The following is a 25,735-nucleotide window of genomic DNA, read 5'->3' as shown; positions in this document are numbered from 1 at the left end:
GGATTTAGATTATAAAATTTATAGTAAGAAATAAACAAATAATAGAATTTTTTTATGACTTTAGATGTATTGTTACCGTTAAAATTTGATTATCCTTTCACATATAATGTACCAAAAGATATTAATGTAAAGGCCGGAGATTTTGTTTTAGTTCCCTTTCAAAACAAAGATATTATTGGGGTTGTCTGGGGAAAAGGTAGTCCAATTAAGAGCTCAATTAAGATTAAAGATATTAAAAAAAAATTTGATTTTGTATCTTTATCCAAAGAAACTTTAATTTTTTTAGACAGATTTTCTCGATATAATTTAGTTGATTTAGGAATAGCGTTAAAATTATTTATTTTTAAAAAAGCTTTTAAAGAGTTATCAAATAAAAAAAAAGATATATCAACTTACGAGTACTCATTAAAAAAAAATATTAAATTTGATGAGAGTCAGAAGAAAGCTATTAAAATACTGGATAATCAACTTTCCTTTGATAAATTCTCAACAGTATTACTCCATGGAATTACAGGCTCAGGTAAAACTTTAATATATTTTCAAAAAATAAAAGATTTCCTGGAAAAAGGTTATCAGGTTTTAGTATTGCTTCCGGAGATAGCATTAACAAATCAAATTAAAGAAAGGTTTAAGGAGTATTTCGGAAATTATCCTGCATTGTGGCATTCAGATATTTCTGAAAAGAATAAAAGATTGATTTGGAATGGAATTGTTAATCATAAAATTAATTTAGTTTTAGGTGCCAGATCATCTTTATTTCTTCCTTTTAAAAAATTGGGATTAATTATCATAGATGAAGAGCATGACCAGTCTTACAAACAAGAAGATCAAGTTATTTATAATGCTAGAGACATGGCTGTTTTAATGGCATCAATAAAAAAAATATCAGTCATTTTAGTTTCAGCCACTCCTTCTCTTGAAACCTACTACAATACAATTAACAAAAAATTTACATACATTAGTCTAGACAAAAGATATGGCGACGCTCAGCTGCCAGAAGTTAAATTTGTAAATTTAAAAAAAAATCCCCCTCCTAAATCTAAATTTATTTCACCGTCTATTATTACAGAACTTAAAAATATTTTAGAAAAAGGTAATCAAATTTTATTTTTTTTAAATAGACGTGGATATTCAACATTTGTTATTTGTACAAAGTGTGGATATCGTTTTAACTGCCCCAATTGTTCAGTTTCTTTAATTTATCATAAAGAAACTAATAAATTAATTTGTCACTATTGTAATCACGAAGCTTCTTTAGAAAGAAAATGTAAGGAAGGAGATAATTGTAAATTTTCTTTTTATGGACTAGGTGTTGAAAAAATATTTGAGGAGGTTAGAGAAATTTTTCCTAATAAACGAATAGAATTATTCTCTAGTGATTTTATTCATAACGACGATGCCACAAAAAATATTTTTGAAAGTATTCAGGATGGTAGAATTGATATTATTGTAGGAACTCAGTTAATTTCTAAAGGTTTCCATTTTCCAAAATTAAATTGCATCGTAATTGTTAATTCTGATATGAGTTTTTTAGGAAATGATATTCGCAGCTCCGAAAAAACATTTCAATTAATGAATCAGCTTAGTGGTAGAGCAGGAAGGGAGGTGAAAAATTCAACAGTATATCTTCAAACTTTTGAACCAGAAAACCAAACTTTAAAATCAATCTGCGATAAGAATATTTTGGCTTTTTATGAAAATGAAATTAAATTTCGTGAAAGATCTAATCTTCCACCATTTACAAAGCTTATTGCTTTTATTATTTCAGGAAAAAATAGATTTGATGTTGATGAGTGTGCAAGAAATTTAAAAAATAAAATTCCAAACATGAAAGATGTTTTATTGTTAGGCCCTGTAAGCGCTTCTATTTCGCTTATAAAGGGAAAATATCGATCTAGACTATTATTAAAATACCCCCAAGAAGCATTCCCACAAAAATTTTTAAAAGATTGGCTAAAAACTATTAAAATTAAAAAAAATATTTCACTAACTGTAGATGTTGATCCAATAAACTTTAAATAAAGTTAAAAAAGTGCAAAATATCACACTTGATTAGTGTAATTTCGCATGTTACGTGACGTTTTTTCTTTTAAAGTTAATAGTAAAGAAATCTATGAAAACTTTTAGTGAAACTCAAAGGTACGCTAAGGCAGTATATAAACTTGCTCATGAAGCTAAAAGTTTAGATGTTCTTGAAAAAGATTTTTTAAAGTTAAAAGAAGTATTAAATCAAAGTTCAGATTTAAAAAATTTTATTAAGAACCCAACACATAAATATTCAGTTATTAATAATGTAATTGATGCTTTGAGCAAGCATTTTACTTTTTCAGATTTATTCTCAAGATTTTTAAAAGTCCTTAATAAAAATAGAAGATTTTTTTATTTAGAAAAAATAGTAAACAATTTTTTTGATTTACTATTAAATGAAAGAGGTGAAGTTTTAGCTACGCTTAAATTATCTCATCCAATCTCAGATAGTGAGAAAGTTGATATAGCAAAAAAATTAGACGATATTTTGAAAAAAAAAATCAATATTTCTTTCTCAGTGGATCCGTCTTTATTAGTTGGTTCAATTTTGCAAATTGGCAGTAAAATGATTGATACTTCTGCGAAAACAAGATTAAATAATTTATTTAATAAATAAAAATGAAAATTAATCCTTCTGAAATTACTAATATTTTAAAAGATCAAATCAAAAATTTTGGGACTGAAGTTGAGGTTTCAGAAGTTGGTCAAGTTTTAACAGTAGGTGATGGAATAGCCAGAGTTTATGGATTAGATAACGTACAGGCTGGGGAGATGGTTCAGTTTTCTGAGGGTACAAAGGGAATGGCTTTAAACCTTGAAACTGAAAATGTTGGGGTAGTTATTTTTGGAGATGACTCAAAAATTAAAGAAGGCGATATAGTTAAGAGAACGGGTTCGATCGTTGACGTAGCAGTTGGAAAATCTTTATTAGGCCGAGTAGTTGATGGATTGGGAAATCCAATAGATGGAAAAGGCCCTATTGATAAAAATGCAGAGCGAAAAAGAGTCGAGATCAAAGCGCCAGGCATTATTCCAAGAAAATCAGTAAATGAGCCGATGCAAACAGGACTAAAAGCTATTGATAGTTTAATTCCTGTTGGAAGAGGACAACGCGAATTAATTATTGGGGACAGACAAACTGGAAAAACGGCAATTGCAATCGATACTATTATTAATCAAAAAGAAATTAATAAATCTAATGATGAAAGTAAAAAACTTTACTGTATTTATGTTGCTATTGGACAAAAAAGATCAAGTGTTGCTCAAATCGTAAAAACATTGGAGGAGGCTGGAGCAATGGAATATACAATCGTTGTTGCAGCAACAGCATCGGATCCAGCACCATTACAATTTTTAGCTCCATATACAGGATGCACAATGGGGGAATATTTCAGAGATAACGGAATGCACGCTCTTATCGTGTATGATGATTTATCGAAACAAGCAGTTGCTTATAGACAGATGTCATTACTTTTGCGTAGACCTCCAGGACGAGAGGCTTTTCCAGGGGATGTTTTTTATCTTCATAGTAGATTGCTTGAAAGAGCTGCAAAATTGAATGATAAATATGGTGGAGGATCGCTTACAGCATTACCAATTATTGAAACGCAAGCAAGTGATGTATCTGCTTATATTCCAACAAACGTTATTTCTATTACTGATGGACAAATATTTTTAGAAACAGAACTTTTTTATAAGGGCGTAAGACCTGCAGTTAATGTCGGTATATCAGTTTCTAGGGTTGGATCTGCAGCGCAAATTAAAGCAATGAAACAAGTTTCTGGTTCAATTAAACTTGAGCTTGCCCAATATCGTGAAATGGCCGCATTTGCTCAGTTCGGATCAGATTTAGATCTTGCCACTCAAAAATTATTAAATCGTGGATCAAAATTAACTGAATTATTAAAACAAGATCAGTACTCACCTTTAAAGGTAGAAGAGCAGGTCGTTTCAATTTTTTCAGGGGTGAAAGGATTCTTAGACGATGTTGAGCTTAATCAAATTAAATCTTTTGAGAAAAAACTTTTATCAAAAATAAAATCAGAAGCTCCAGATATATTAAATAATATTAAATCTTCAGGAAAAATTGATGAATCTAATGAAGAGAAGTTAAAATTATTTATTACTGAATTTAAGAAAGGTTTTCAAAAATAATGGCTAGCTTAAAGTTTTTAAGAAATAGAATTAGTAGCGTCAAATCTACACAAAAAATAACAAAGGCAATGAAAATGGTTGCTGCTGCTAAACTTAGAAAAGCCCAACAAAATGCAGAGAATGCAAGGCCTTATTTGGAGAAGTTAAATTCTATAATATCAAATTTAAAAAATTCGGTAACCGATATGGACTCAGCACCAAAATTATTAGTAGGCAATCAAAAGAATGAAACTCATCTTTGTGTAGTTTTAAGTTCTGATCGAGGATTATGTGGTGGTTTTAATACAAATATTTGCAGAAAAGCGAAAGTTTTTTTTGAAAAAATATTAAATGAAAGAAAAAATTTAAAAGTTATTGTTGTTGGAAGCAAAGCCAATGATCAATTGAAGAGAAAGTATAATCAATACATTATCGATAAAATATCTTTAAAGGATGAAAAAGTTATCTCTTTTGGGAAAGCACAAGAAATTACTGATAAAATATTAAATCTATTTGCTAGAAATGAATTTGATATTTGTACTTTGTTTTATAATCAATTTAAAAGTGTTATTTCTCAGATACCTCAAGCACAACAATTAATTCCAGTTTCAATTGAACAAAAATTAAATCAACAATCTTTAGCAAGTAATAGTGAATATGAGTATGAGCCAGATGAAAATGAAATTTTAGAAAACCTTTTACCAAAAAATATTGCAACGCAGATTTATGCAGCTTTTTTAGAAAATCAAGCCAGTGAGCAAGGCTCGAGAATGACTGCCATGGATAATGCAACTAGAAACGCTGGGGATTTAATTGCTAAACTTACAATTAATTATAACAGAACAAGACAAGCGGTGATTACTAAAGAGTTAATAGAAATTATTTCTGGAGCTGAATCTTTATAGGAGAATTATGGAAAATAAATTTGGAAAAATAGTTCAGGTTATTGGAGCGGTTGTCGACGTAAAATTTGATAAGGATTTACCTGAAATTTTAACTGCACTTGAGTGCGATAATAACGGATTAAGAGTAGTTTTAGAGGTTGCTCAACATCTTGGAGAAAATACAGTTAGAACTATTGCAATGGATACAACAGAGGGATTAAAAAGAGGTGATAAAGTTACAAACACTGGAAAACCAATTACTGTTCCTGTTGGTCCAGAAACATTAGGAAGAATTATTAATGTCATTGGCGAACCAATTGACCAAAAGGGTCCATTAAAAACAAAAGAAAATTGGCCAATTCATAGGTCAGCACCAGCCTATGTTGAGCAATCAACAGAAACAGAAGTTCTGGTCACAGGAATTAAAGTAGTTGATTTACTTGCACCGTATTCTCGAGGAGGAAAAATTGGATTGTTTGGTGGAGCTGGAGTTGGAAAAACAGTTTTGATTATGGAATTAATTAACAACGTTGCAAAAGCTCACGGTGGATATTCAGTATTTGCGGGAGTTGGAGAAAGAACAAGAGAAGGAAATGATTTGTATCACGAAATGATAGAGTCGGGCGTTATTAAAACTGATGGTCCAGGATCTAAGGCTGCATTAGTTTATGGACAAATGAACGAACCTCCTGGAGCAAGAGCTCGTGTTGCATTATCAGGATTAACACTTGCTGAATATTTTAGGGACAAAGAAGGTCAAGACGTTCTTTTCTTTGTAGATAATATTTTCAGATTCACACAGGCTGGATCAGAAGTTTCTGCTTTACTTGGTCGAATTCCTTCTGCTGTGGGATATCAGCCAACATTAGCAACAGACATGGGTAACCTACAAGAAAGAATTACTACAACAAGCAAAGGATCTATTACCTCCGTGCAGGCGATTTACGTTCCTGCGGATGACTTAACGGACCCTGCTCCAGCAACTTCGTTCTCACACCTAGATGCGACAACAGTTTTATCAAGACAAATTGCTGAGCTTGGAATTTATCCAGCAGTGGATCCTCTAGACTCAACATCAAGAATTCTCGATCCTAGAATTGTTGGTGAGGAACATTATCGAGTTGCAAGGGAGGTTCAAAAAATTTTACAAAACTATAAATCTTTACAAGATATTATAGCAATTTTGGGTATGGACGAGTTATCTGAAGAGGATAAATTAGTAGTATCAAGAGCAAGAAAGATCCAAAGATTTTTATCGCAACCCTTCTTTGTTGCGGAGGTCTTCACAGGTTCTCCAGGAAAATTAGTTGATCTTCAATCAACAATTAAAGGGTTTGATGCAATTTGCAAAGGCCAGTATGATCACTTGCCAGAGTCCGCATTTTATATGGTTGGAACAATTGAAGAGGCAGTAGCTAAAGCAGAAAAAATGGCAAAAGATGCTGCAGCTTAATTTAAATGGCAGATAATATTCATTTAGAAATCGTAACCCCGAAGCAAGTCGCCTATTCTAAAGCAGTTGATAGCGTTGTTGTTTCAGGAATAGAGGGGGATATGGAAATATTTAAAGATCATATTTCTTTAATAACCTTTCTTAAACCTGGAAAAATTATCGCAAAGAGTGGAAATGACTCAGATACATTTTTTTCAACTGGGGGTACTGTAGAATTTTCTAATAATAAACTAAGTATTTTATTAGATAATTTTTTTGATAGCACAGCATTTCAAAGTGAAGAGCTGCAAAAGTTAAAACAAAATGCAGAAAAGAAATTAAATAATAAAGAAATTTCTGATGAGGAAGTCTACTTAAATAATCAAATCATTGAACAGATTAATAATCTGAAGTCTTAAAGATAAGTTTTAAACTCTTCTATAACTTGTTCGTAAAGTTTTTTTTTAAAAGGAACTATTAATTTAGGAAGTTCCAAAGGATCAGTCCAACGCCAATCATAAAATTCTGCTTTTTTTTGCTTAATATTGATTTCACTTTGATCCCCTGTAAATTTTATAAGAAACCAAGTTTGTTTCTGTCCTTTATATTTCCCATCCCATATTTTTCCAAGCAGTTCATTGGGCAAATCATAAATAAATTCTTTTTCTGATTTTTTAATAATCTCTATTGATGTAATTCCTGTTTCTTCTTTAAGCTCTCTTTTAGCTGCACTTTCTATATCTTCTTTATGGTCAACACCACCTTGAGGCATTTGCCAAGCTTTTGTATTATCAATTCTTTTTCCAATAAAAACCTTAGCTTCTTGATTAAGTAACATTATCCCTACACCTTTTCTGTATGGAAGATTTTCTAAGCCTTTCATGAAACTTTTAAGAGCTTGAGAGCATAAATTAATTGATTATCGTTGATGGGATCATTAATTTTAAAATTATCTTTCTGTTGTTCAACTTTGATGTCTGGAAGAACACCAATTTCCTCAATTGTTTCACCACTTGGAAGATAGTATTTAGCTGTAGTTAATCTCAATCCACCTCCATTAGATAAAGGCATAATCGATTGCACAGAACCTTTGCCAAAAGATTTTTCACCAATAACAATTGCACGCTTATGATCTTTTAAAGCACCCGCAACTATCTCTGATGCAGAAGCTGAACCTTGGTTAATTAAAACAATAAGAGGCTTTCCGTTAGTTTCATCACCTTTTTTTGAATTATAAATTTTTATGTCTCGAGGATCTCTTCCTTTTGTAGAAACAATTTCTCCACTATCTAAAAATGCATCTGATATTTTAATTGCCTGCGATAGAAGACCGCCAGGGTTATTTCTTAAATCCAAAATGTATCCAGCAATATTTGTATTATTTCGTTTTATTTCTTTAATTTTATCTATTAATTCATCACCACTTTTTTCATTAAAAGATCTTAACCTTAAATAACCAATATTTTCTTTTACTTCAGAAATAACTGATTTAGTTTTAATTATTTCTCTAACTATCTTTACAGTTATTGGTTCACTAACATTTATTCTTCTAATAGTTAATGTGATGGAAGTTCCACTTTTGCCACGCATAGTATTTACTGCCTCGTCCAAAGTAAGGCCTTTGACTTGTTTATCGTCTAACTTAATAATGTAATCTCCAGATTTTATTCCTGCTTTGTCAGCCGGTGTATCATCAATTGGAGTTATTACTTTAACAAGCCCGCCTTCCATTGTAACTTCAATTCCAAGACCACCAAATTCACCTTTGGTTTCTGTATTCATATTCTTAAAAGTTTTAGGACTCATATATGAAGAGTAAGGATCTAGAGACTGCAGCATCCCATTTATTGCTCCATCGATTACTTCACCTTCATTAATTTGTTTAAAATATTCATTATTGATTGTTTCAAGAATATCTCCAAACAAATCTAATTTTTCATAGAGAGCATCTTTTTTTTGAGAAAAAGCGTTATGTGAAAATATATTTAAAAATAAAAATGTAAGTAGTATGGAAATTTTTTTCATTATTATTGTCTGTGGTAAGGATGGTTTACCATAATTGTAGCGGATCTGTAAATTTGTTCAGTTAGGATTACTCTGGCTAAAGAGTGTGTAAAAGTCAGTTTACTAAGGCATATTTCCTCAAAGTTTTCTTTATTTAAATTTTTTTTAAAACCTTCGGGCTCTCCAATAATAAATAGCGTTTCCTTAATGGAAGAACTGATTAATTTACTAAGTTTTTTACAAAAATTTTCAGTATTAAAATTTTGGCCATTTTCACTAAGAAATATAATTTTTTTTTGTTTTTTATCTTTAATTATATTTTCAAGTTCTTTTTTAGATATATGTTCAATTCCAAAACTAGTAATTCCGCTATTTTTTAAAGTTTTAAGTCTGCTCTCATACCTTTTGCATAACTCATTTTCCTCATTCTTGTTTAATCTGCCTAAACAAAGAATTTTTATTTTCATTAAACAAAAATTTTTTGATTTGGAATAATATCTTCCCACATTTTTTCTAATTCATAATTTTTTCTTTGCTCTTGGTGAAAAATATGAATTATGACATCTATTGCATCAATTAGTTTCCAGTTGTCACTATCTTTTCCTTCTATTTTACAACCTTTAATTCCCATTTTTTTAAGTTCTTCAATGGTATTTTCAGAAACAGACTGAATGTGTCTAGAAGACGTTCCGCTCGCAACAATCATATAGTCAGCAATAGAACTCTTATTTGCAAGATTAATAGTTACTATGTTTTTTGCTTTATTATCATCAAGAATTTTAATTATTTCTTTGAGAAGGACTTCTTTTTTTTTAACTTGCATTAATTGTTTTTTTTATTTTTGATGATGAAACATTCATACCTTTTGTACTTAAAAAATACCATCTATGTTGTTTATCTTTTGAAATTAGGTTTAAAGATTTATATTTTTCGAGCTTTTTTGCAGCTATTGAATTTAATGATTTTATTGAGAATTCAGGCCTATTAATGATGATGATAGATAGCTTATTTAAAATCTCATTATATTTTTTCCATTGATTAAATTTAATAAAACTATCAGCTCCCATTATAAAATAATATTTATGATTAAAGGATTTGTTGATTATATAGTTTATATTATCAAATAAAAAATTAGATTCTGTTTTTTCTTCAGTATATTGAACTTTAATTACATTCTTATTTTTTTTTATAAAATCATTGCATAATTTTATTCTGTGCAAAATATCGTTTGATGAATTGTTTTTTTTTAAAGGATTTTTTTTGGTAATAAGCCATATAACTTTATTTAAGTGAAATCTTTTAATTGCCTCTAGGGAAATATTTAAATGTCCAATATGGGGGGGATCAAAAGTTCCACCAAGAATACCAATTTTCATTATAATTTTACAAAAAGGTTAAGGTCTAATTTGTCCATTACCTTTTACTAGATATTTATAAGTTACTAGTTGCTCAAGTCCAACTGGTCCGCGAGGATGTAATTTGGTGGTGGATATTCCTACTTCTGCGCCAAAGCCAAATTCATTCCCATCTGCAAATTGAGTAGAAGCATTATGCAAAACTATTGCACTATTTACACTAGATAAAAATAATGAAGCATTTTTTTTATTATTTGTCACAATAGTATCTGTATGTTGAGTTCCGTATTTATTAATGTGAGTGATTGCTTCTTCAACTCCATTTACAATTTTTACTGAAATTAAAGAGTCAAGGTACTCTGTTTTCCAATCTTTTTCGGTTGCTAGATCAATATTAGAACCTATGTAATTTTTTTTAGTAATTTTATCGCCAATAATTCTACATCCACTAATACTCAATAATTGCAATATTGGATTTAAGTGAGTTTTTATACATGCCTTATCAATTAATAAAGTTTCTGCAGCCCCGCATATACTAGTATTTCTCATTTTAGCATTAAGGGTAATTTTTTTTGCCATGTTTAAATCAGCATATTTATCAATGTAGACATGACATAAACCTTCCAAATGACCAATAGTTGGAACATTGGAGGTGGTTTGAACTTTTTTTACTAAGTTTTTTCCTCCTCTTGGAATGATAACATCAATAAATTTATCCATACTTGAAAGCATGTAATCAACTAATTTTCTATTTGTATTATTAATTAATTGAACACAATTTTCATTAATTTTATTCTTCTTTAATGATTTTCTGAAACATTCAGAAATAACTTTATTTGTATGAATAGCTTCGCTACCACCTCTTAAAATCACTGCATTTCCAGATTTAAAACATAGAATTGCAATATCTGAAGTCACGTTAGGTCTAGATTCATATATTACTCCAATAACACCAATAGGTACCGTGTATTTACTAATAATCATTCCATTAGGTCTTTTCCATTTTGATATTATTTTTTGTGTTGGGTCTTTAAGTTTAATAACCTCCTGAATGGATCTAATTATATAATTAATTTTATTGTCATTAAGAATAAGTCGATCAATTAAATTTTTACCAAGGCCCTTTTTTTTCGCTTTTGATACATCAGATATATTTGCTTTTAAGATATCTTTTTTTTTTAATTTAAGATTTTTATAAAAATCTATAAGAACCTTGTTTTTCTTTTTTTCATTTAATAATGATAAATCTTTTGATGCCTTTAAGGCATTTAAACCAATCGTATTTAAATAATTATTAATCATAAATTTACTCAGCTTGATAAACTAAATTGTCTATGTGAACCATTTCACCCCGGCTAACGTAGCCTAATATTTCCTTAATTTTATCAGTTTTAAAACCAATAATTTTTTTAGCATCTAAACTTGAATAAGCACTAATACCTGTTGCAATACGCTTATTCTTAGAATTTATAATATAAACTGCATCACCACGGCTAAAATTCCCCTCTACCGCTGTTACTCCTATTGGCAAAAGGCTTTTTCCATTTTTTAATGCTTTTTCCGCACCATCATCAATCATAATTGATCCTTTGGTAGAAATTGAATTTAATATCCATTGTTTTTTTGCACTTAGAGTCGATGATTGAGACTCAAATAAAGTGAAATTTTTATTTTTTATAAGATTTTTTATTGGATTATTAATCACCCCGCTTGTTAAAATCATATCACAACCAGATTGAATACAAATTTTTGCAGCTTTAATTTTAGTAATCATTCCACCTGTTCCATAAGAACTTATACTTTCAGAAGCAAGTGCTTCAATAGATTTATCAATAGAAGTTACTTTTTTAATTATTTTAGCATCTTTATTTTTTTTTGGGTCTGCAGAATAAAGTCCATCTATGTCTGAAAGCATGATCAAGCAATCAGCATTACATATTTGAGCAACCCGAGCGGCTAGTCTGTCGTTATCACCGTATCTTATCTCAGAAGTTGCAACTGTATCGTTCTCATTAACAATTGGTATCACAGACATTCTTAATAAGTTATTGATTGTTTCTTTGGCATTTAATGATCTTCTTCTCTCTTCTGTGTCTTCTAAGGTGAGTAATATTTGAGAAATTTTAATCTTTTTTTTTTCAAATCCTTTTTTAAAAAGGTTAATTAATTCGATTTGACCAATAGCAGCTATTGCTTGAAATTGGCTTAATTTTGTATTTTTTTTATTTATTTTTAATAAATCACAACCAAGAGCTATTGCACCAGAAGATACAATAATAACTTGTTTATTTTTTTTTATTAAAAAATAGATATCCTCTATTAACTTATTGAACCAATTTTTTTTTATTTTATTTTTTCCATCAACAATCAGGCTCGAACCTATTTTTATTACAATTGTTTTATATTTCAAAATATCCATTTAGATAGCTCGCAATAAATTTTTTACATTAATGTTTCTTTCAACGGATATATCATAAACTTTTTTCTTAATTTTTTTAGTAAAATTCATTATTTTCTCTTTTTTTTCTTTTTCATCTATTAAATCAATCTTATTAAATACAATAAGTTCTCTCTTTTTTATTAAATCCGGATTGAATTCTTTAAGTTCATTTCTAATAATCTTATATTTTTCTACTAAATCATCTTCATTAATATCAATCATATGAATAATGCTTTTGCATCTTTCGATATGTTTTAAAAATTTATCACCTAAGCCTGAGCCACTATGAGCTCCTTCAATTAAACCTGGTATATCGGCAATAATTATTTCTTTATTATCAATAAAAACTACTCCAAGATTTGGGTTTAAAGTTGTAAAAGGATAATTAGCAATCTTTGGTCTAGCTCTTGTTGATATTGAGAGAAGACTAGATTTTCCGGCATTTGGAAAACCAATAATTCCAACATCAGCAATCAATTTTAATTCAAGCCAAACTATAAATTCTTCGCCTTTTTTTCCATAAGTAAATTTTCTTGGAGATCTATTGGTTGAACTTTTAAACTTTGAATTACCAAGTCCACCCTGACCACCTCTAGCTAAAACGTATTCTTGATCTTCTTTTACTAGATCAAAAAGTAATGTTTTTTGATCTTCCTCATATATTTGAGTTCCAACTGGTACTTTCAAAATCAAATCTTTTCCTGATAGTCCTCTTTTATTATTTCCAGAACCATTAAATCCATTTTGAGCCTTATGATGTTGAGCAAAACGATAATCAACCAAAGTATTTAAACCATTCACTGCTTTGACGATTATTGATCCTCCATCACCACCATCACCTCCGTATGGGCCACCAAATTCAATAAATTTTTCTCTTCGGAAGGCAACACAGCCATTTCCTCCATCACCGGCCTTTATCATAATTTTAACTTGATCTAAAAATTTCATACAAACATATTATTGATTATTAATAAAAATCTCAGTTTAAAAATAAACTGAGTTTATTGAGGGATTACTGAAATGTAAGTTCTACCGAGTTTTTTCGTCTCGAATTTTACTACGCCGTTAACTTTTGAAAAAATGGTATGATCTTTTCCCATACCAACATTATCACCAGGGAACATTTTTGTTCCTCTCTGTCTCATAATAATATTTCCTGCTATTACAGATTGACCACCAAATTTTTTAACGCCTAATCGCCTACCAGCGCTATCGCGTCCGTTTTTCGTCGATCCACCAGCTTTTTTTGTTGCCATTTTTTATTATCTATTTTTTAGCCGTAGTTTTATTTTCAACTTTTTTTTCTAAAGTTTTAGTTTCAGTATTTGTATTTTTAGCCTCAGCTAAAAGTTTACCACTTTTACCATAAATTTTTAAAATTTTCACTATTGAAACATGTTGTCTATGCCCACGTTTTCTTCTCGAATTTTGTCTTCTTCTTTTTTTAAAAATTATAACTTTGTCATTTCTTGCTTGTTTTAAAAGTTCTGCCTCAACATATGCTCCATCAATCATTGGAGAACCTATTTCAGTTGTCGTATTATCAGTGGTTAAAAGAACTTCTTTGAATTCAAATTTTTTACCAGCTTTATCATCTAGCTTCTCAATTCTAATAGTATCGTTAGCTGACACTTTATATTGTTTGCCGCCGGTTTTGATTACTGCAAAGGTCATATGTAATTTCTTTTAAGTCTGGGCAATATATATAGCCACCTTAGCTTGTCAAGATTGTGATTATGCTTAAGGGTATTGGTTTTTAGAAGTTATCTTTTAAATCTCTAATCTTCTTGAAAAAATCTACTTCATTAAGATCTTGAAATCCTAATTGCTTTTTAAACTTATAATCATCAAATTTTAAAAAAATATTTAAATTCATTTCATCACTTAAATCAGAAGGCACACTAGGTAATTTATTTTTTATATTATTACTTATTTGATTATACTTTTTTTTTAATTCAGCATTATTTTTATCTATTTCTATACAGAATTTTAAATTACTCATTGTATATTCATGTCCACAAAATATTTTAGTTTTAGATGGTAATGATTTAATTTTCTTTAAAGAATTTACCATCTCTAAATAAGAACCTTCAAATAATCTTCCGCATCCAAAAGAAAATAAAGTATCCCCAGTAAATGCTGCCTCTTCATTTTTAAAATAATAAAATATATGACCAGAGGTATGGCCAGGAACATGTTCTATTAAAACATCAGAGTTTTCAAAATTCCAAATTTGTCTATTTTTTAAAACAATATCAATTCCTGGTATTCTCTCCTTATCTTTTTCAAAACCTAATATTTTTGAATTAAATTCTTTTTTAAGTTCTAAGTTACCACCTACATGATCAGCATGATGGTGCGTATTTAAAATAAATTTTAGATTTAATTTATTTTTATTTAAGAAATCTTTAATAGGCGCACTTTCAGACGGATCAATTACACAGGCATTTTTAGTTTTTTTATTTTCCACAATATATGCATAATTATCTTTGAGGCATGGAATAATATGAATATCCATAATTAAATAAAAATTAATTTTTTTTACTAATTAAAAAAATACCAAATTCAGAATAGAGATTTTTAATCTCTAAATTAAAGCTTGAAATTTTGGAAGAACGATTTTGTGTAACTGCAATTGATTTAATTATATCAATCTCGTCAGAATTACATAAATCAAAAAAATCTTTAATAGTGCACATATGTAAATTAGGTGTGTCATGCCATGTGTTAGGTAAAGTTTTTGTAACTGGCATTCTTCCTTTAAGCAGTAAACTAAGTCTAACTTTCCAATATCCAAAATTTGGAATAGAGACAATTGCATTTTTGCCAATTCTCAAAAGTTCATGTAAAACTTTTCTAGGTTTATAAAAAGCTTGTAAAGTTTGAGTTAAAATTACGTAATCAAAAGATTGATCTGGATAGTTAATTAAATCTTTTTCAGCATCTCCCTCTACAACAGAAAGACCTTTACTTAAGCTTTCTTTGACCTTTTCGTGATCAATCTCAATCCCTCGAGCATCAATTTTTTTTTCTTTTTTTAAATGTAGAAGAATACTTCCATCTCCACAACCAACATCAAGAACTTTTGTGAATGGTTTTATAAAATCTATTACTATTTTTGACTCTAATTTCATCTAAATTAAAAAAACACTTTTAAGTGATTTTTTACCTCTTTAGCAGTTTATGTGCGCTCGCAATTCGGTAAATCAGCGCAAATGGTTTTTATCGTAGGCATAATTTATTGTCAATTTATTCGGTTTTGTTAATGATCTTTTTGCTAGTTTTAAAAATTTAATAAGATTTATTTTTATAAATAGTATCAACCATAATAGCATTGTGTTAATTAAAAAATATGAGTTTAAGATTTAAAAATTTTAGCAATTTAAAATATGTAGGTGGATTATCGCAAATTAAAAATATTAAAAATCCAATAAAATTATCCGCTAATGAATCTGCTTTAGGACCCTCAAAAAAAGCTATCTCTGCATTTGTTAAAAATAGTAAAAAGTTATCTAGGTATCCAGACGGTAACTCAAATATTTTGACTCAATCAATATCAAAAAATTTTAAACTAAATCCAAATAACATTATTATTGGTAATGGTTCTGATGAAATTATTAGCTTAGCTTGTCAATTATTTTTAAAACCAAATGATGAAGTGATAGTCACAGAATACAGTTTTTTAATGTACAGGATTTATGCGAAAATACACGGTGGTAAAGTGATTTCAGCACCAGAGGATAACTTTAAAGCAAATATAGATTCTATCTTAGCAAAGGTTACCGCTCGAACTAAAATTGTTTTTTTAGCTAATCCAAACAATCCAACAGGAACATATTTGGATAAAAACGAGATGTTGTTATTAAGAAAGAAGTTGCGTAGCAATATTTTATTAGTTGTAGATGATGCTTATTTTGAGTTTGTTATCAATAACGATTATGTTTCCGGTTTAAATTTGTTTAAAAATTTTAGTAATGTTCTTATTACTCGATCTTTCTCTAAAATACATGGTCTTGCTAGCTTAAGACTTGGTTGGGGTTATGGGCCAAAAAATATTATTTCAGGCATGAAACTTATAAAACCCCCCTTCAACGTTAATTCAGCAGCACAAGTAGCTGGCGTAGAAGCTTTGCGCGATAAAAAATGGTTACAAAAAAATATAGACCATAATCGTAAATGGGCAGATATTTTTTTTGAAAATTTTGTAAATTTAGGAATCCTAACAAATGTTCCTGTTGCAAATTTTTTTTTAATGCACTTTAACAATAAGCAAATAACTGCAGATCAGGTATTTGATAAATTTATTAAATCTAAAATTATATTAAGAAAAATGAAAGCTTATGGGTTGCCTAATTCATTAAGGGTGACTATTGGAAATAATTCAGAAAATAATCTATTTTTAAAAACTTTAAATAAAATTTTCGATGTTTAAAAAAATAACAATTATAGGCCTGGGTTTAATAGGATCATCAATTGCAAGAGCAATTAAAAAAAAAAATTTATGCAAAAATTTAATTGCTCACGATAAATCAGAGTCGGTTTTAAAGACAGTTTTAAAACTTAAAATAGCAAATCAAATTGAAAAAAATGTAAAAAAAAGTGTTGAGAATTCAGACTTGGTGATTATTTGCACTCCCTTAGGGACTTATAAAAATATTGTCTCTAATATAAAAAATAATTTAAAAAAAACGTGTATTTTAACAGATGTTGGTTCTGCAAAAATTTATGTTACTCAAGTTGTCAGCAAGTTAATTAATAGAAATACAATTTGGATTCCAGCCCACCCAATAGCAGGCACTGAGCAGAGTGGACCTAGAGCAGGTTTTGCTGACTTATTTAAAAATAGATGGTGCATTATTACTCCAACAAATAAAAAAAATTCTAGCTACATTAAAAAATTGAATAAATTTTGGAAGAGAATTGGATGTAAGGTTCAATATATGTCAGCAGAACATCACGATAAAGTTATGGCAATCACTAGTCATATCCCACATTTAATTGCATATAATATCGTTGGCACTGCAGCTAATCTTGAAAAGGATACAAAGTCAGAAGTTATTAAGTATAGCGCCAGTGGATTTAGAGACTTTACCAGAATTGCATCATCAGATCCAATAATGTGGAGAGATATCGCACTAAATAATCGTAAACAAATTCTTCATATGTTAGATAAATTTAATTCTGATTTAAAAAACTTAAAAGGGGCAATTTTAAGAAGAGATAAAAATAAATTATTTAAGTTATTTTCTAAAACTAGAAAGATTAGGCAGGCGATTGTTAAAGCGGGACAGGATATTAGCACCCCTAATTTTGGTAGAAAAAATTAATCATATATTTCTTTTTCAAGTTTATTCATAAAATCATTAGAGTTTAAACCTGGCTCAATTGGCTTTTTAAATTCAATGCAAATTTCTCCAGGAAATCTAAAAAAACTATCTTTTGGCCAAACATCACCTGTATTTAATTTAACAGGTATACAGGCTACGTTTGCTTTCTCATAAATTCTTGAAACACCTTTTTTTAAGGGGACTCTTTCATTATTTTTAATTCGAGTTCCTTGCGGAAAGATAATTAGAGGCGATGTTTCTTTGTTAATAGTTTCTGCAGTTTTTTCTAAAAAGACAAGGTGATCTTTGGTTACCTTTTCTCTATGAATTCCAATAAACCCTAATTTTTTTATACACCATCCATAAAAAGGTATTTTAAATAATTCAGCTTTAACAATAAAAATCGGAGCATTAAGAACAGCATTAAAAACAAAAGTTTCACAAATAGATTGGTGTGCAGATGCTATAAAAAATTTTCTATTTTTTGGAATATTGTCTAATCCTTTAAATATTATTTTTGTGTTAATAATAAATCTTACACAAAAGATAATATAGAAACCAAGCATACGAGCTAAATATTGCATTGCTGCCCTTGGCATCACTAAAGTAGGCAAAGCTAATAATGTTGAAAAAAAGGATCCGCAATAGGTTGCAAAATTGAAAACCAAGGACCTTAAAAAGTGCATTTAATTAATCAAAGATTCTAATTTTTGCCTTGGTCTAATGACTTTATATTTATTTTTGTTAATTAGAATTTCTGCGCAATAGGGCCTTGTATTATAATTTGAGGCTAAAGATCTTCCGTAAGCTCCAATATTATTAATGCAAACATAATCTCCCTCATTTAATTTTTGGTATTTATTATAAGAAATAAATGTATCAGAACTTTCACAGACAGGACCAACAAATTCAGTATACTTATTAATATTTGAATTATTTTTTAATAAAGGATGAATTTGATGTTTTGCACCATATAAAGCAGGTCTAATCAAATCATTCATTGCGGCATCAATAATTACAAATTTCTTTTTTAAAGTATCTTTTAGGTAAATTACTTTAGAAACCAATATTCCAGTATTTCCACAAATAGATCTTCCAGGTTCAAATATAATTTCCACATTATTTATTTTTTTGAAATTAAAAACAAGATCAGAGTATTTTTCTAAATTAAAATTCTTCTCATCATCTGAGTAAGGAATTCCAGTTCCCCCTCCTAAATCAATATATTTAAGATTGATACCAATTTGATTAATTTTTTTATTAAATTCCGAAAGTGCATTTAAAACCTTTTTAAAAGGATTAACCTCCATAATTTGTGAGCCAATATGTACACTAATGGCTTCAAATTTTATAAATTCATAATCATATTGATTATTGAATATTTGCAAACAAGTATTCATCGAAACTCCGAACTTGTTATCTTTATTTCCAGTGGATATTTTTTTATTAGTTTTTCCAGAAATATTAGGATTAATTCTTATTCCCACAGGAACAACTTTATTATTTTTTTTAGCAATTCTATTAATATTTATAATTTCAGCTTCGGACTCTGCATTAATTAAAAGAATTTTTTTTTTAATCGCGAAATCGATTTCCTCTTCTGTTTTACCAACTCCAGAAAATACTATTTTTTTTGGTGAAATACCTGCTTTTAAAGCAATTTTTAATTCACCAATTGAAACAACATCTGCACCAGAACCAAGTTTTTTTAATTCAGAAATTAGTTTTAAATTTGAATTTGATTTTACTGAAAAACAAATAATTGGGCTTATTTTTTTAAAAACTTTTTTGAAATTATTGAAATTAAATTTTAATTGGCCTAAGGAGTACAGATAAAAAGGAGTTTTAATTTTATTTGCTAATTTTGAGATAGCAATATTTTCATAAAATAATTTTTTATTTTTGAATTTTAGAAAATTCATTAAATAATTTTGATATCAATTTTAGTTTCTAAAGATGGTTTTTCAAAATTACTATTAAAAGTTTGATAAACAGGGTTATTTTTTACACCACAAGATGCGGTTAATAAAATTAGCAATATTAATAAAACTCTATTCATTTAAGCTCTTTTTGATATTTGTTAATCATTTTATTAACATTAAATGGTGATGTCCCGCCATAAGATTTTTTTGAATTTACTGAATTTTTTAAATCAAATATTTTTAAGACATCTTTTTCAACACTTTTTTCAACTTTTTTAATCGTTAAAAAATCTAATTCATCAAGTGTTAGATTATTTTTCTCAGCAATATTTACAAGCGTTGCAGATTTTTTATGAGCATCTCTAAAAGACATTCCTTTTTTTACTAAATAATCAGCAAAATCCGTTGCAGTGGTAAAACCTAGTTTTGCCGCAGCTAGCATTTTGGTTTTATTTGGCTTCATTCCGTTTACTAACTCTGTTGCAAGTTGAATATTTAACAAAAGACTATCATATGCATCAAATACACTTTCTTTATCTTCTTGCATGTCTTTGAAATATGCTAGTGGCAGACCCTTCATAGTAGTTAACATAGAAGATAATTGACCAAATATTCTTCCTGTTTTTCCTCTAATTAATTCTGCAGAGTCAGGATTCTTTTTTTGAGGCATAATTGAGGATCCTGTTAATAAATTATCTTCTAGGGTAATTAAATTAACTAGATCTGAATTCCAAATAATAATCTCTTCAGCTAATCTTGAAAGATGAACGGAGCATAAAGAGGCTATAAATAAAAACTCAATAACAAAATCTCTATCAGAGACAGAATCAATAGAGTTATCAGTTGGTTTCTTAAATCCAAGTTTCTTTGAGGTAAAGTGTCTATCAATATTATATGAAGTTCCAGCAAGAGCCGCCGATCCTAAAGGATTCTCATTAATATTTTCTAAAAAATTTTTAATTCTATTTTTATCTCTTTTAAACATTTCTACATAAGCTAATAAATAATGAGAAAAAAGTACTGGTTGAGCGTTTTTAAGATGTGTAAATCCAGGCATAATTACATCAATATTTTTTTTAGCTTTATTTAAAAAACTTTTAATAAGTAAAGTTAAATTTTTATCAATGTTATGCGCAGATTTTTTTATCCAAAGTTTAAAATCCGTTACAACTTGGTCATTTCTAGATCTTGCAGTATGAAGAAAACCAGCATGATCTCCTATAATTTCAAATAATCTTTTTTCAACATTAAGATGAATATCTTCATGTTCTTTTTTAAATTGAAATTTATTTTTTTGAATTTCTATTTTAATTTTTTTTAGGCCATAAATAATTTTTTTTGCAGAATCGTTTTTAATAATTTTTTGTTTTGATAGCATTTCACAATGTGCAATGGATGCATCAATATCTTCATTAAATAATCTTTTATCAATATCAATTGAGGAATTTATAGATTGTAAAAGTTTTGATGTAGGTTTTTTAACTCTTGTGCCCCACACTTTATTTTTATTTTCTTTAGTCATATCTTTAATAATATATAAAGCTAAACTATGTTTTTTTTGCGTAAATTTTTTAAATATTTAGTTTACTCAATTAGCTTATTGTTATTTATTACTAATCACTCTTTACCACAACCAATTAAAGATCTTCCCTTCAAGAATATCCTCGTTCATGAAATACCAAAAGAAATTACTGGCGAAGAATTTATAGATTTTTCTGGAAAAAAATTAAAATTTAATAAATTTGATCATCAAATTACTCTTGTTAATTTTTGGGCAACTTGGTGCGTTCCTTGCAAAGAAGAAATGCCTTCTATCGATAAATTAGTAGATATTTTAGGTAAAGATAAAATAAAAATATATGCAATTAATCTTGAGAAAATAAATAAAAAAAAAACTGATAAGTTTTTAAGTGATTTGAAAATTAAAAATTTTTCAACTTATTATGATCCAGAGTATGTTCTGGCGAATAGAATTGGACTTCGGGGTTTGCCGACTACTTTAATCATAGATCAAAATAGCAAAGAGTTAGCAAGAGTTATTGGATCAATAGACTTTGCCGATGAAAAATTTGTTTCTTGGTTAAAAAATTTACAGAATTAGTTCTTATAAAAATAAAATAAAGTCATTAAAATAACTATGGCAACAAACTGAGCGATAACTCTTAATTGCATTAATTTGTTACTTTTTCTTTTATCATCGATATTGCTTCCAAGGAAAAAGGATTTTAATCCACGTATAAGAATTACAGTTACTACTATCAAAGCAATTATAGCAATAATTCTACTTAAATCTGACATTGATAAATAGTTATCATAAAACAATTTAAATTATATAAAATAAATCTTAATGAAATTAATTGAAGAAAATATCTTTTTAAAAACAATCTCATTGCAACAAACATCCCCCGTTGCAAAATATTTAGTAGTTTTTTGCCATGGATATGGTGCTGATGGTAAAGATTTAATTAATATTGGAAATTATTGGCAAAGGTTTTTGCCAGATTTTTATTTTACTTCACCAAATGCCCCAAATATTTGTTCTGTGAACCCTGGGGGGTTTGAGTGGTTTGATTTAATGAGTCAGGATCAAAAAAAGATAAATTTTGAATTAGAAAATTCAATACATAAATTAACAGAATTTATTAATGCAAAACTCAAAGCACTAGTTTTAGATTGTTCAAAGCTTTTTCTTGTGGGTTTTAGTCAAGGAACAATGATGTCTTTACATTACTCATTGACAAATACTAATACAATTGGAGGGGTCGTTGGGTATTCGGGTAAAATTTATGATCCTATTTTATTAGAGAAGAATATAAAATCAAAACCTCCAATTTTTTTAATGCACGGTAATGATGATAATATTGTTCCATTAGAGGAAATGATGGAAGCAAAAAATTTTTTAATTAAAAATAAGATAAATTTAAAAACTAAAATTTTTAAAGGATGTGGTCACTCTATACCAACTCAAGGACTAAGTTTAGGTTTAGAATTTATTAACATTAATAAAAAATAAATATTTTGATTAAAAATAAAATTAATATATCAATTAGATATTAAATGATTATAAAAGAAATTAATTCAGTACCACTAGATAAGTGTCCAGCTCTTGTGCTGAATGCAGACTATAGGCCACTAAGTTATTACCCTTTATCATTATGGTGTTGGCAAGATGCTGTTCGGGATGTATTTTTAAATAGGGTGACTATAGTATCCGAATACGATCGTGAAATTAGAAGCCCTTCTTTTTCGATGAAATTACCGAGTGTAATTTCATTAAAAAAATATATCAAACCTTCCGAATTTCCAAATTTTACAAGATTTAATGTTTTTTTAAGAGATAGATTTTCCTGCCAGTATTGTGGAAGCAATAAAAATTTAACATTTGATCACGTGATACCAAGATCAAGGGGAGGAATAACCTGTTGGGAAAATGTGGTTTCTGCTTGTTGCACATGTAATGTAAAAAAAGGTGGTAAACTGCCAAGCGTGAGTGGAATGATTCCTAAAGTAAAACCCTATCGTCCTACGGTAGAAGAATTGCACGATAATGGGAAATTTTTTCCCCCAAATTTCTTACATCAAAGCTGGTTAGATTACCTATATTGGGACGTTAAATTAGAAAGTTAATATCTTTTTGATATTGCTATTGCAAATTTAGAGCTATTTTTTATTACAGTATCTAATAAAGAATACAACCCATCATTATTAGCTCCTAGCTGCTCAGCTTTATCTTTGTGTTCTAGTTCTTCTTCTCTAAATTTTTCAAATTTTTTTTTTAATTCTTTTTCTTCTTTAAATTTTTTAGACAAAATATCAATTTGTTCTCCATAATGCCCGCCAATGACTTCCTCCACTGAAGATGTGCATAATGTTGTGGCCTTTTTTCCTAGTAAAGCTGTACCAAAACCTAATGCTGTTCCTAATAGATCCCAAATTGGAAGAAGAACAGTAGGCCGAACCTGTCTTTCAATAATTTGCTCTTCAAAGAATTTAAGATGCTCTAATTCATGATCACGCATTTCTTTAATAATACCTTGAAGTTCTGGATCTTTATTTAAAAGTTGCAAGGCTTTTAATTGTCCTTCATAAATTTTTATTGCTCCACGTTCCCCCGCGTGGTTCACTCTTATCATTTCATCTATTAGGCGTTTTTTTTCATCCATAAATAAATCTTATAGTAAATAGTGGTTAAAATTAAAGATAAAATTATATTAATCGAGGCTAACGAGAAACCAAATAATTTAAAACTTACTTCTTTGCAAGACGAGGCCAAATTACTCTCTAGTTGCTTTAAAATTGCATCTTTAGATAAATTATTATTCAATGATGTCTTACAGCTTGTAGTCTCTTCTATTAAACCAGTTTCTATTCCTACATGGTAAGTAGATAATATTATACTTGCTAGCGAAGTTAAAATTATTAGTAAAATTAATAAAATTTTAAGATCTTTTTTCAAAAAATAAATTAAAGAAAGAAGTGCAATTATATAATAAGGGTAACGTTGGTAAATACACAGTATGCATGGTTTAATTTTTAAAAAAAATTCAATAAATAATGCAGATAAAATAACTAAAATGTTAACTAAAAGAATTGCTATGAAATAATTAGTAAATTTATTCAAGCAGCAAAATAATGTGGAAATTTAATATAAAATAAATACATCCCCGCTATTACAAATATAAAACTACCTACTACCCACAACATAAAATTAGTAAATCTTGTTTCAATTTGTTTTTGAATTTTAGGACCATACTTTGAAAATAAATAGGTTAATAAAAAATATCTTGTGCCCCTAGTGAATAGCGCGGTTAATGCAAAAAATATAATATTAAAATGAACAAAACCACTTGCTATTGCCAATAAATTAAAAGGTAAAGGAGTAAATCCGGAGATAAATAGTATGACAATAAATGCTATCATTGTACTTTTTTTATAAAAAATTGATAAAAATTTTTGCGGATCATCTACTCCAGAAAGTTCAAAAATATGAACTCCCACTTTATAAAACATAAAACTACCAATCCCATATGCTACAATTGCTCCAAGAAAAGCGAAAAATGTTGCGATAAAGAAAGTTTCTAACCATTTTTTTGGTTTAGAAATGGACATTGGGATAACAATTGCATCCGATGGAAAAGGAAAAAAAATATTTTCTAAAAAGCACCAGCCAGCAAGAATATACTTAGCAAATTTATGCCCTGCTAGTTTTATCAGTTTATTTAATATATTTTTTAACATTAACTTGTCATGTATATTTGAATTTTAATAATTAAAAAATGAAATTTAAATTTGAAATTACACAACTATTGATATCATTGATTGTATCTCCAGAAATTTTTATATTATTATTGGGATAGCTAAGCTTGCAGGAGCTACTTATAAAATAAGTCATGGTGATGCTTTTATTATTTGGTTACTTTTAGCAATTTTAGTTAGATTGAGTATTAGTAGTAAATAGTATTTTAACTGCGGAAGTGATGGAACGGTAGACATGATAGACTCAAAATCTATTGCTCGCAAGAGTGTGAGGGTTCAAATCCCTCCTTCCGCACCAATTAAAAATAATATTTCACAAAGATAAAAATTAGAATTAATAAAATTGCGGTTAATAAAGTAAGAATGTTTAAGTATTTTTCTATAAAATTTTTTATACTTTCTCCAAATTTCCAAATTAAAAAACTTATTGTTAAAAATCTGATCGCTCTTGAAATGAAGCTACCAACTATAAAAATCCAAAAATTAAATTGAACAAAGCCACTGCCAATAGTTAATAGTTTATAAGGAAAGGGCGTAAATGCATAAAAGAAAACGAACCAAAACTCCATTTCTTTTGTTATTGAATTGGTAAATTCTAAAAAAGAGTCTTGATAACCGTAAAGGCTAATTACTTTAGCGCCAATTGTGTCATAAAAAAAATAACCTAAATAATAACCTAAAGCGCCGCCTAGTACTGAAGTGACGGTGACTAAGAAACCAATAATCATAGCTCTATGTCTTTTGACTAGCTGAACTGGAATCATTAAAAAGACTATTGGAATTGGAAAAACGCTACTTTCAATAAAACTAATAAAATATAAAACTTTTTCAGACTGTTTCTTTAAGCAAAGCGCTAAAATTTTATTGTATAAAGATCTCATTGTAAAAAGCTTATATATTTAATTTTATTATTAGCATCTAAAATAACTCATATAGAATAAAATTTTTAAAAAA

At 28.5% G+C, this 25,735-nt stretch carries 32 protein-coding genes and 1 tRNA gene; 12 read left to right on the top strand and 21 right to left on the bottom strand.

Annotation, left to right across the window (positions count from 1 at the left end):
• Positions 1–54: 54 nt before the first annotated feature.
• From priA to atpC, 6 genes are all read left to right on the top strand, one after another.
• A complete protein-coding gene (gene priA / locus CR143_RS05565) occupies positions 55–2,022 on the top strand; it encodes a replication restart helicase PriA (protein WP_099340834.1) in 1,968 nt (655 codons plus the stop codon).
• A 91-nt stretch (positions 2,023–2,113) separates the two neighbouring features.
• A complete protein-coding gene (atpH, locus tag CR143_RS05560; protein ID WP_099340833.1) occupies positions 2,114–2,644 on the top strand; it encodes an ATP synthase F1 subunit delta in 531 nt (176 codons plus the stop codon).
• Between the two features lie 2 nt (positions 2,645–2,646).
• On the top strand, positions 2,647–4,182 hold the full coding sequence (atpA, locus tag CR143_RS05555; protein WP_099340832.1) for a F0F1 ATP synthase subunit alpha: 1,536 nt from the start codon (positions 2,647–2,649) through the stop codon (positions 4,180–4,182).
• The gene (locus CR143_RS05550; protein ID WP_099340831.1) at positions 4,182–5,066 is read left to right on the top strand and encodes a F0F1 ATP synthase subunit gamma; all 885 of its coding nucleotides are present in this window, start codon (positions 4,182–4,184) and stop codon (positions 5,064–5,066) included. The genes atpA and CR143_RS05550 overlap by 1 nt, the downstream gene beginning before the upstream one ends.
• 7 nt (positions 5,067–5,073) lie before the next feature.
• Positions 5,074–6,498 carry a F0F1 ATP synthase subunit beta gene (gene atpD / locus CR143_RS05545; RefSeq protein ID WP_099340830.1) on the top strand — a complete coding sequence of 475 codons (1,425 nt, stop codon included), beginning with the start codon at positions 5,074–5,076 and terminating at the stop codon, positions 6,496–6,498.
• Positions 6,499–6,503: 5 nt separating this feature from the next.
• Positions 6,504–6,896, top strand: a complete 393-nt coding sequence (gene atpC, locus CR143_RS05540) for an ATP synthase F1 subunit epsilon (protein ID WP_099340829.1) — start codon at positions 6,504–6,506, stop codon at positions 6,894–6,896.
• Here atpC and CR143_RS05535 read toward each other — a convergent pair.
• The 12 genes from CR143_RS05535 to metW all read right to left on the bottom strand — a co-directional run bounded on the left by CR143_RS05535 (position 6,893) and on the right by metW (position 15,410).
• The gene (locus CR143_RS05535) at positions 6,893–7,360 is read right to left on the bottom strand and encodes an RNA pyrophosphohydrolase (protein WP_099340828.1); all 468 of its coding nucleotides are present in this window, start codon (positions 7,358–7,360) and stop codon (positions 6,893–6,895) included. The genes atpC and CR143_RS05535 overlap by 4 nt on opposite strands.
• Positions 7,357–8,502, bottom strand: a complete 1,146-nt coding sequence (locus tag CR143_RS05530) for a S41 family peptidase (RefSeq protein WP_099340827.1) — start codon at positions 8,500–8,502, stop codon at positions 7,357–7,359. The genes CR143_RS05535 and CR143_RS05530 overlap by 4 nt, the downstream gene beginning before the upstream one ends.
• Positions 8,503–8,504: 2 nt before the next feature.
• Positions 8,505–8,948, bottom strand: coding sequence for a 23S rRNA (pseudouridine(1915)-N(3))-methyltransferase RlmH (locus CR143_RS05525; protein WP_099340826.1), 444 nt, complete (start codon positions 8,946–8,948; stop codon positions 8,505–8,507).
• Positions 8,948–9,304 carry a ribosome silencing factor gene (rsfS, locus tag CR143_RS05520; RefSeq protein WP_099340825.1) on the bottom strand — a complete coding sequence of 119 codons (357 nt, stop codon included), beginning with the start codon at positions 9,302–9,304 and terminating at the stop codon, positions 8,948–8,950. Before rsfS ends, CR143_RS05525 begins: the two co-directional genes overlap by 1 nt.
• A complete protein-coding gene (gene nadD, locus CR143_RS05515; RefSeq protein ID WP_099340824.1) occupies positions 9,294–9,857 on the bottom strand; it encodes a nicotinate (nicotinamide) nucleotide adenylyltransferase in 564 nt (187 codons plus the stop codon). The genes rsfS and nadD overlap by 11 nt, the downstream gene beginning before the upstream one ends.
• An 18-nt stretch (positions 9,858–9,875) precedes the next feature.
• Positions 9,876–11,138 carry a glutamate-5-semialdehyde dehydrogenase gene (locus tag CR143_RS05510; protein WP_099340823.1) on the bottom strand — a complete coding sequence of 421 codons (1,263 nt, stop codon included), beginning with the start codon at positions 11,136–11,138 and terminating at the stop codon, positions 9,876–9,878.
• Between the two features lie 4 nt (positions 11,139–11,142).
• Positions 11,143–12,255, bottom strand: coding sequence for a glutamate 5-kinase (gene proB / locus CR143_RS05505; RefSeq protein ID WP_099340822.1), 1,113 nt, complete (start codon positions 12,253–12,255; stop codon positions 11,143–11,145).
• Entirely contained in the window at positions 12,256–13,224 is a 969-nt protein-coding gene (gene obgE / locus CR143_RS05500) for a GTPase ObgE (RefSeq protein ID WP_099340821.1), read from the bottom strand.
• Positions 13,225–13,277: 53 nt separating this feature from the next.
• Positions 13,278–13,532 (bottom strand): 50S ribosomal protein L27, encoded by a 255-nt coding sequence (gene rpmA / locus CR143_RS05495; RefSeq protein ID WP_017969825.1) that lies wholly within the window; start codon positions 13,530–13,532, stop codon positions 13,278–13,280.
• A 10-nt stretch (positions 13,533–13,542) separates the two neighbouring features.
• Positions 13,543–13,950 (bottom strand): 50S ribosomal protein L21, encoded by a 408-nt coding sequence (gene rplU, locus CR143_RS05490; RefSeq protein ID WP_099340820.1) that lies wholly within the window; start codon positions 13,948–13,950, stop codon positions 13,543–13,545.
• A gap of 82 nt (positions 13,951–14,032) precedes the next feature.
• On the bottom strand, positions 14,033–14,794 hold the full coding sequence (gene gloB, locus CR143_RS05485) for a hydroxyacylglutathione hydrolase (RefSeq protein WP_099340819.1): 762 nt from the start codon (positions 14,792–14,794) through the stop codon (positions 14,033–14,035).
• A gap of 13 nt (positions 14,795–14,807) precedes the next feature.
• Positions 14,808–15,410, bottom strand: coding sequence for a methionine biosynthesis protein MetW (gene metW / locus CR143_RS05480; RefSeq protein ID WP_099340818.1), 603 nt, complete (start codon positions 15,408–15,410; stop codon positions 14,808–14,810).
• A 218-nt stretch (positions 15,411–15,628) separates the two neighbouring features.
• On the opposite strand from metW, the gene hisC reads away from it, so the two are divergent.
• A complete protein-coding gene (gene hisC, locus CR143_RS05475; protein WP_099340817.1) occupies positions 15,629–16,708 on the top strand; it encodes a histidinol-phosphate transaminase in 1,080 nt (359 codons plus the stop codon).
• Entirely contained in the window at positions 16,701–17,603 is a 903-nt protein-coding gene (locus CR143_RS05470; protein ID WP_099340816.1) for a prephenate/arogenate dehydrogenase family protein, read from the top strand. The genes hisC and CR143_RS05470 overlap by 8 nt, the downstream gene beginning before the upstream one ends.
• Here CR143_RS05470 and CR143_RS05465 read toward each other — a convergent pair.
• The 4 genes from CR143_RS05465 to argH are packed head-to-tail and all read right to left on the bottom strand — an operon-like array spanning position 17,600 to position 21,047.
• Positions 17,600–18,289: a lysophospholipid acyltransferase family protein gene (locus CR143_RS05465; RefSeq protein ID WP_099340815.1), complete on the bottom strand. Its 690-nt coding sequence runs from the start codon at positions 18,287–18,289 to the stop codon at positions 17,600–17,602. The genes CR143_RS05470 and CR143_RS05465 overlap by 4 nt on opposite strands.
• Positions 18,290–19,525, bottom strand: coding sequence for a diaminopimelate decarboxylase (gene lysA / locus CR143_RS05460; RefSeq protein ID WP_099340814.1), 1,236 nt, complete (start codon positions 19,523–19,525; stop codon positions 18,290–18,292). It lies immediately after the preceding gene.
• Entirely contained in the window at positions 19,525–19,662 is a 138-nt protein-coding gene (locus CR143_RS06380; protein WP_169696846.1) for a hypothetical protein, read from the bottom strand. The genes lysA and CR143_RS06380 overlap by 1 nt, the downstream gene beginning before the upstream one ends.
• Positions 19,659–21,047 carry an argininosuccinate lyase gene (argH, locus tag CR143_RS05455; RefSeq protein ID WP_099340813.1) on the bottom strand — a complete coding sequence of 463 codons (1,389 nt, stop codon included), beginning with the start codon at positions 21,045–21,047 and terminating at the stop codon, positions 19,659–19,661. Before argH ends, CR143_RS06380 begins: the two co-directional genes overlap by 4 nt.
• A 27-nt stretch (positions 21,048–21,074) precedes the next feature.
• On the opposite strand from argH, the gene CR143_RS05450 reads away from it, so the two are divergent.
• A complete protein-coding gene (locus CR143_RS05450; RefSeq protein WP_099340812.1) occupies positions 21,075–21,626 on the top strand; it encodes a TlpA family protein disulfide reductase in 552 nt (183 codons plus the stop codon).
• Here CR143_RS05450 and CR143_RS05445 read toward each other — a convergent pair.
• Positions 21,623–21,823 (bottom strand): twin transmembrane helix small protein, encoded by a 201-nt coding sequence (locus CR143_RS05445; RefSeq protein WP_099340811.1) that lies wholly within the window; start codon positions 21,821–21,823, stop codon positions 21,623–21,625. The genes CR143_RS05450 and CR143_RS05445 overlap by 4 nt on opposite strands.
• Before the next feature lie 49 nt (positions 21,824–21,872).
• Between CR143_RS05445 and CR143_RS05440 the strand changes: the two genes are divergently transcribed.
• Positions 21,873–22,538 carry an alpha/beta hydrolase gene (locus tag CR143_RS05440; protein ID WP_099340810.1) on the top strand — a complete coding sequence of 222 codons (666 nt, stop codon included), beginning with the start codon at positions 21,873–21,875 and terminating at the stop codon, positions 22,536–22,538.
• 44 nt (positions 22,539–22,582) lie between these two features.
• Entirely contained in the window at positions 22,583–23,152 is a 570-nt protein-coding gene (locus CR143_RS05435; protein WP_099340809.1) for an HNH endonuclease, read from the top strand.
• Here CR143_RS05435 and CR143_RS05430 read toward each other — a convergent pair.
• From CR143_RS05430 to CR143_RS05420, 3 genes are read right to left on the bottom strand one after another with little or no spacing between them, the layout of a single operon-like run.
• The gene (locus CR143_RS05430) at positions 23,149–23,688 is read right to left on the bottom strand and encodes a demethoxyubiquinone hydroxylase family protein (RefSeq protein ID WP_099340808.1); all 540 of its coding nucleotides are present in this window, start codon (positions 23,686–23,688) and stop codon (positions 23,149–23,151) included. The two genes, CR143_RS05435 and CR143_RS05430, sit on opposite strands and share 4 nt — an antisense overlap.
• Entirely contained in the window at positions 23,667–24,146 is a 480-nt protein-coding gene (locus tag CR143_RS05425) for a disulfide bond formation protein B (RefSeq protein WP_099340807.1), read from the bottom strand. Before CR143_RS05425 ends, CR143_RS05430 begins: the two co-directional genes overlap by 22 nt.
• Positions 24,143–24,763, bottom strand: a complete 621-nt coding sequence (locus CR143_RS05420) for a YqaA family protein (protein WP_099340806.1) — start codon at positions 24,761–24,763, stop codon at positions 24,143–24,145. The genes CR143_RS05425 and CR143_RS05420 overlap by 4 nt, the downstream gene beginning before the upstream one ends.
• A 230-nt stretch (positions 24,764–24,993) precedes the next feature.
• Between CR143_RS05420 and CR143_RS05410 the strand changes: the two genes are divergently transcribed.
• A tRNA-Leu gene (locus tag CR143_RS05410) sits at positions 24,994–25,079 on the top strand.
• A 1-nt stretch (position 25,080) separates the two neighbouring features.
• Here the strand turns inward: CR143_RS05410 and CR143_RS05405 are convergent.
• On the bottom strand, positions 25,081–25,662 hold the full coding sequence (locus CR143_RS05405; RefSeq protein WP_099340805.1) for a YqaA family protein: 582 nt from the start codon (positions 25,660–25,662) through the stop codon (positions 25,081–25,083).
• Positions 25,663–25,735: the final 73 nt, after the last annotated feature.

It is taken from the genome of Candidatus Fonsibacter ubiquis (genome assembly GCF_002688585.1).
GTDB lineage: Bacteria > Pseudomonadota > Alphaproteobacteria > Pelagibacterales > Pelagibacteraceae > Fontibacterium > Fontibacterium commune.
Note: the sequence above shows the minus strand (reverse complement) of the source record. Positions and strands in the feature narration are given on the sequence as shown.

Bases quoted from the DNA above. Each gene is read 5' to 3' on its own strand.
- priA (WP_099340834.1), top strand. From the start codon at position 55: ATGACTTTAGATGTATTGTTACCGTTAAAATTTGATTATCCTTTCACA.
- atpH (WP_099340833.1), top strand. From the start codon at position 2,114: ATGAAAACTTTTAGTGAAACTCAAAGGTACGCTAAGGCAGTATATAAA.
- atpA (WP_099340832.1), top strand. From the start codon at position 2,647: ATGAAAATTAATCCTTCTGAAATTACTAATATTTTAAAAGATCAAATC.
- CR143_RS05550 (WP_099340831.1), top strand. From the start codon at position 4,182: ATGGCTAGCTTAAAGTTTTTAAGAAATAGAATTAGTAGCGTCAAATCT.
- atpD (WP_099340830.1), top strand. From the start codon at position 5,074: ATGGAAAATAAATTTGGAAAAATAGTTCAGGTTATTGGAGCGGTTGTC.
- atpC (WP_099340829.1), top strand. From the start codon at position 6,504: ATGGCAGATAATATTCATTTAGAAATCGTAACCCCGAAGCAAGTCGCC.
- CR143_RS05535 (WP_099340828.1), bottom strand. From the start codon at position 7,360: ATGAAAGGCTTAGAAAATCTTCCATACAGAAAAGGTGTAGGGATAATG.
- CR143_RS05530 (WP_099340827.1), bottom strand. From the start codon at position 8,502: ATGAAAAAAATTTCCATACTACTTACATTTTTATTTTTAAATATATTT.
- CR143_RS05525 (WP_099340826.1), bottom strand. From the start codon at position 8,948: ATGAAAATAAAAATTCTTTGTTTAGGCAGATTAAACAAGAATGAGGAA.
- rsfS (WP_099340825.1), bottom strand. From the start codon at position 9,304: ATGCAAGTTAAAAAAAAAGAAGTCCTTCTCAAAGAAATAATTAAAATT.
- nadD (WP_099340824.1), bottom strand. From the start codon at position 9,857: ATGAAAATTGGTATTCTTGGTGGAACTTTTGATCCCCCCCATATTGGA.
- CR143_RS05510 (WP_099340823.1), bottom strand. From the start codon at position 11,138: ATGATTAATAATTATTTAAATACGATTGGTTTAAATGCCTTAAAGGCA.
- proB (WP_099340822.1), bottom strand. From the start codon at position 12,255: ATGGATATTTTGAAATATAAAACAATTGTAATAAAAATAGGTTCGAGC.
- obgE (WP_099340821.1), bottom strand. From the start codon at position 13,224: ATGAAATTTTTAGATCAAGTTAAAATTATGATAAAGGCCGGTGATGGA.
- rpmA (WP_017969825.1), bottom strand. From the start codon at position 13,532: ATGGCAACAAAAAAAGCTGGTGGATCGACGAAAAACGGACGCGATAGC.
- rplU (WP_099340820.1), bottom strand. From the start codon at position 13,950: ATGACCTTTGCAGTAATCAAAACCGGCGGCAAACAATATAAAGTGTCA.
- gloB (WP_099340819.1), bottom strand. From the start codon at position 14,794: ATGGATATTCATATTATTCCATGCCTCAAAGATAATTATGCATATATT.
- metW (WP_099340818.1), bottom strand. From the start codon at position 15,410: ATGAAATTAGAGTCAAAAATAGTAATAGATTTTATAAAACCATTCACA.
- hisC (WP_099340817.1), top strand. From the start codon at position 15,629: ATGAGTTTAAGATTTAAAAATTTTAGCAATTTAAAATATGTAGGTGGA.
- CR143_RS05470 (WP_099340816.1), top strand. From the start codon at position 16,701: ATGTTTAAAAAAATAACAATTATAGGCCTGGGTTTAATAGGATCATCA.
- CR143_RS05465 (WP_099340815.1), bottom strand. From the start codon at position 18,289: ATGCACTTTTTAAGGTCCTTGGTTTTCAATTTTGCAACCTATTGCGGA.
- lysA (WP_099340814.1), bottom strand. From the start codon at position 19,525: ATGAATTTTCTAAAATTCAAAAATAAAAAATTATTTTATGAAAATATT.
- CR143_RS06380 (WP_169696846.1), bottom strand. From the start codon at position 19,662: ATGAATAGAGTTTTATTAATATTGCTAATTTTATTAACCGCATCTTGT.
- argH (WP_099340813.1), bottom strand. From the start codon at position 21,047: ATGACTAAAGAAAATAAAAATAAAGTGTGGGGCACAAGAGTTAAAAAA.
- CR143_RS05450 (WP_099340812.1), top strand. From the start codon at position 21,075: ATGTTTTTTTTGCGTAAATTTTTTAAATATTTAGTTTACTCAATTAGC.
- CR143_RS05445 (WP_099340811.1), bottom strand. From the start codon at position 21,823: ATGTCAGATTTAAGTAGAATTATTGCTATAATTGCTTTGATAGTAGTA.
- CR143_RS05440 (WP_099340810.1), top strand. From the start codon at position 21,873: ATGAAATTAATTGAAGAAAATATCTTTTTAAAAACAATCTCATTGCAA.
- CR143_RS05435 (WP_099340809.1), top strand. From the start codon at position 22,583: ATGATTATAAAAGAAATTAATTCAGTACCACTAGATAAGTGTCCAGCT.
- CR143_RS05430 (WP_099340808.1), bottom strand. From the start codon at position 23,688: ATGGATGAAAAAAAACGCCTAATAGATGAAATGATAAGAGTGAACCAC.
- CR143_RS05420 (WP_099340806.1), bottom strand. From the start codon at position 24,763: ATGTTAAAAAATATATTAAATAAACTGATAAAACTAGCAGGGCATAAA.
- CR143_RS05405 (WP_099340805.1), bottom strand. From the start codon at position 25,662: ATGAGATCTTTATACAATAAAATTTTAGCGCTTTGCTTAAAGAAACAG.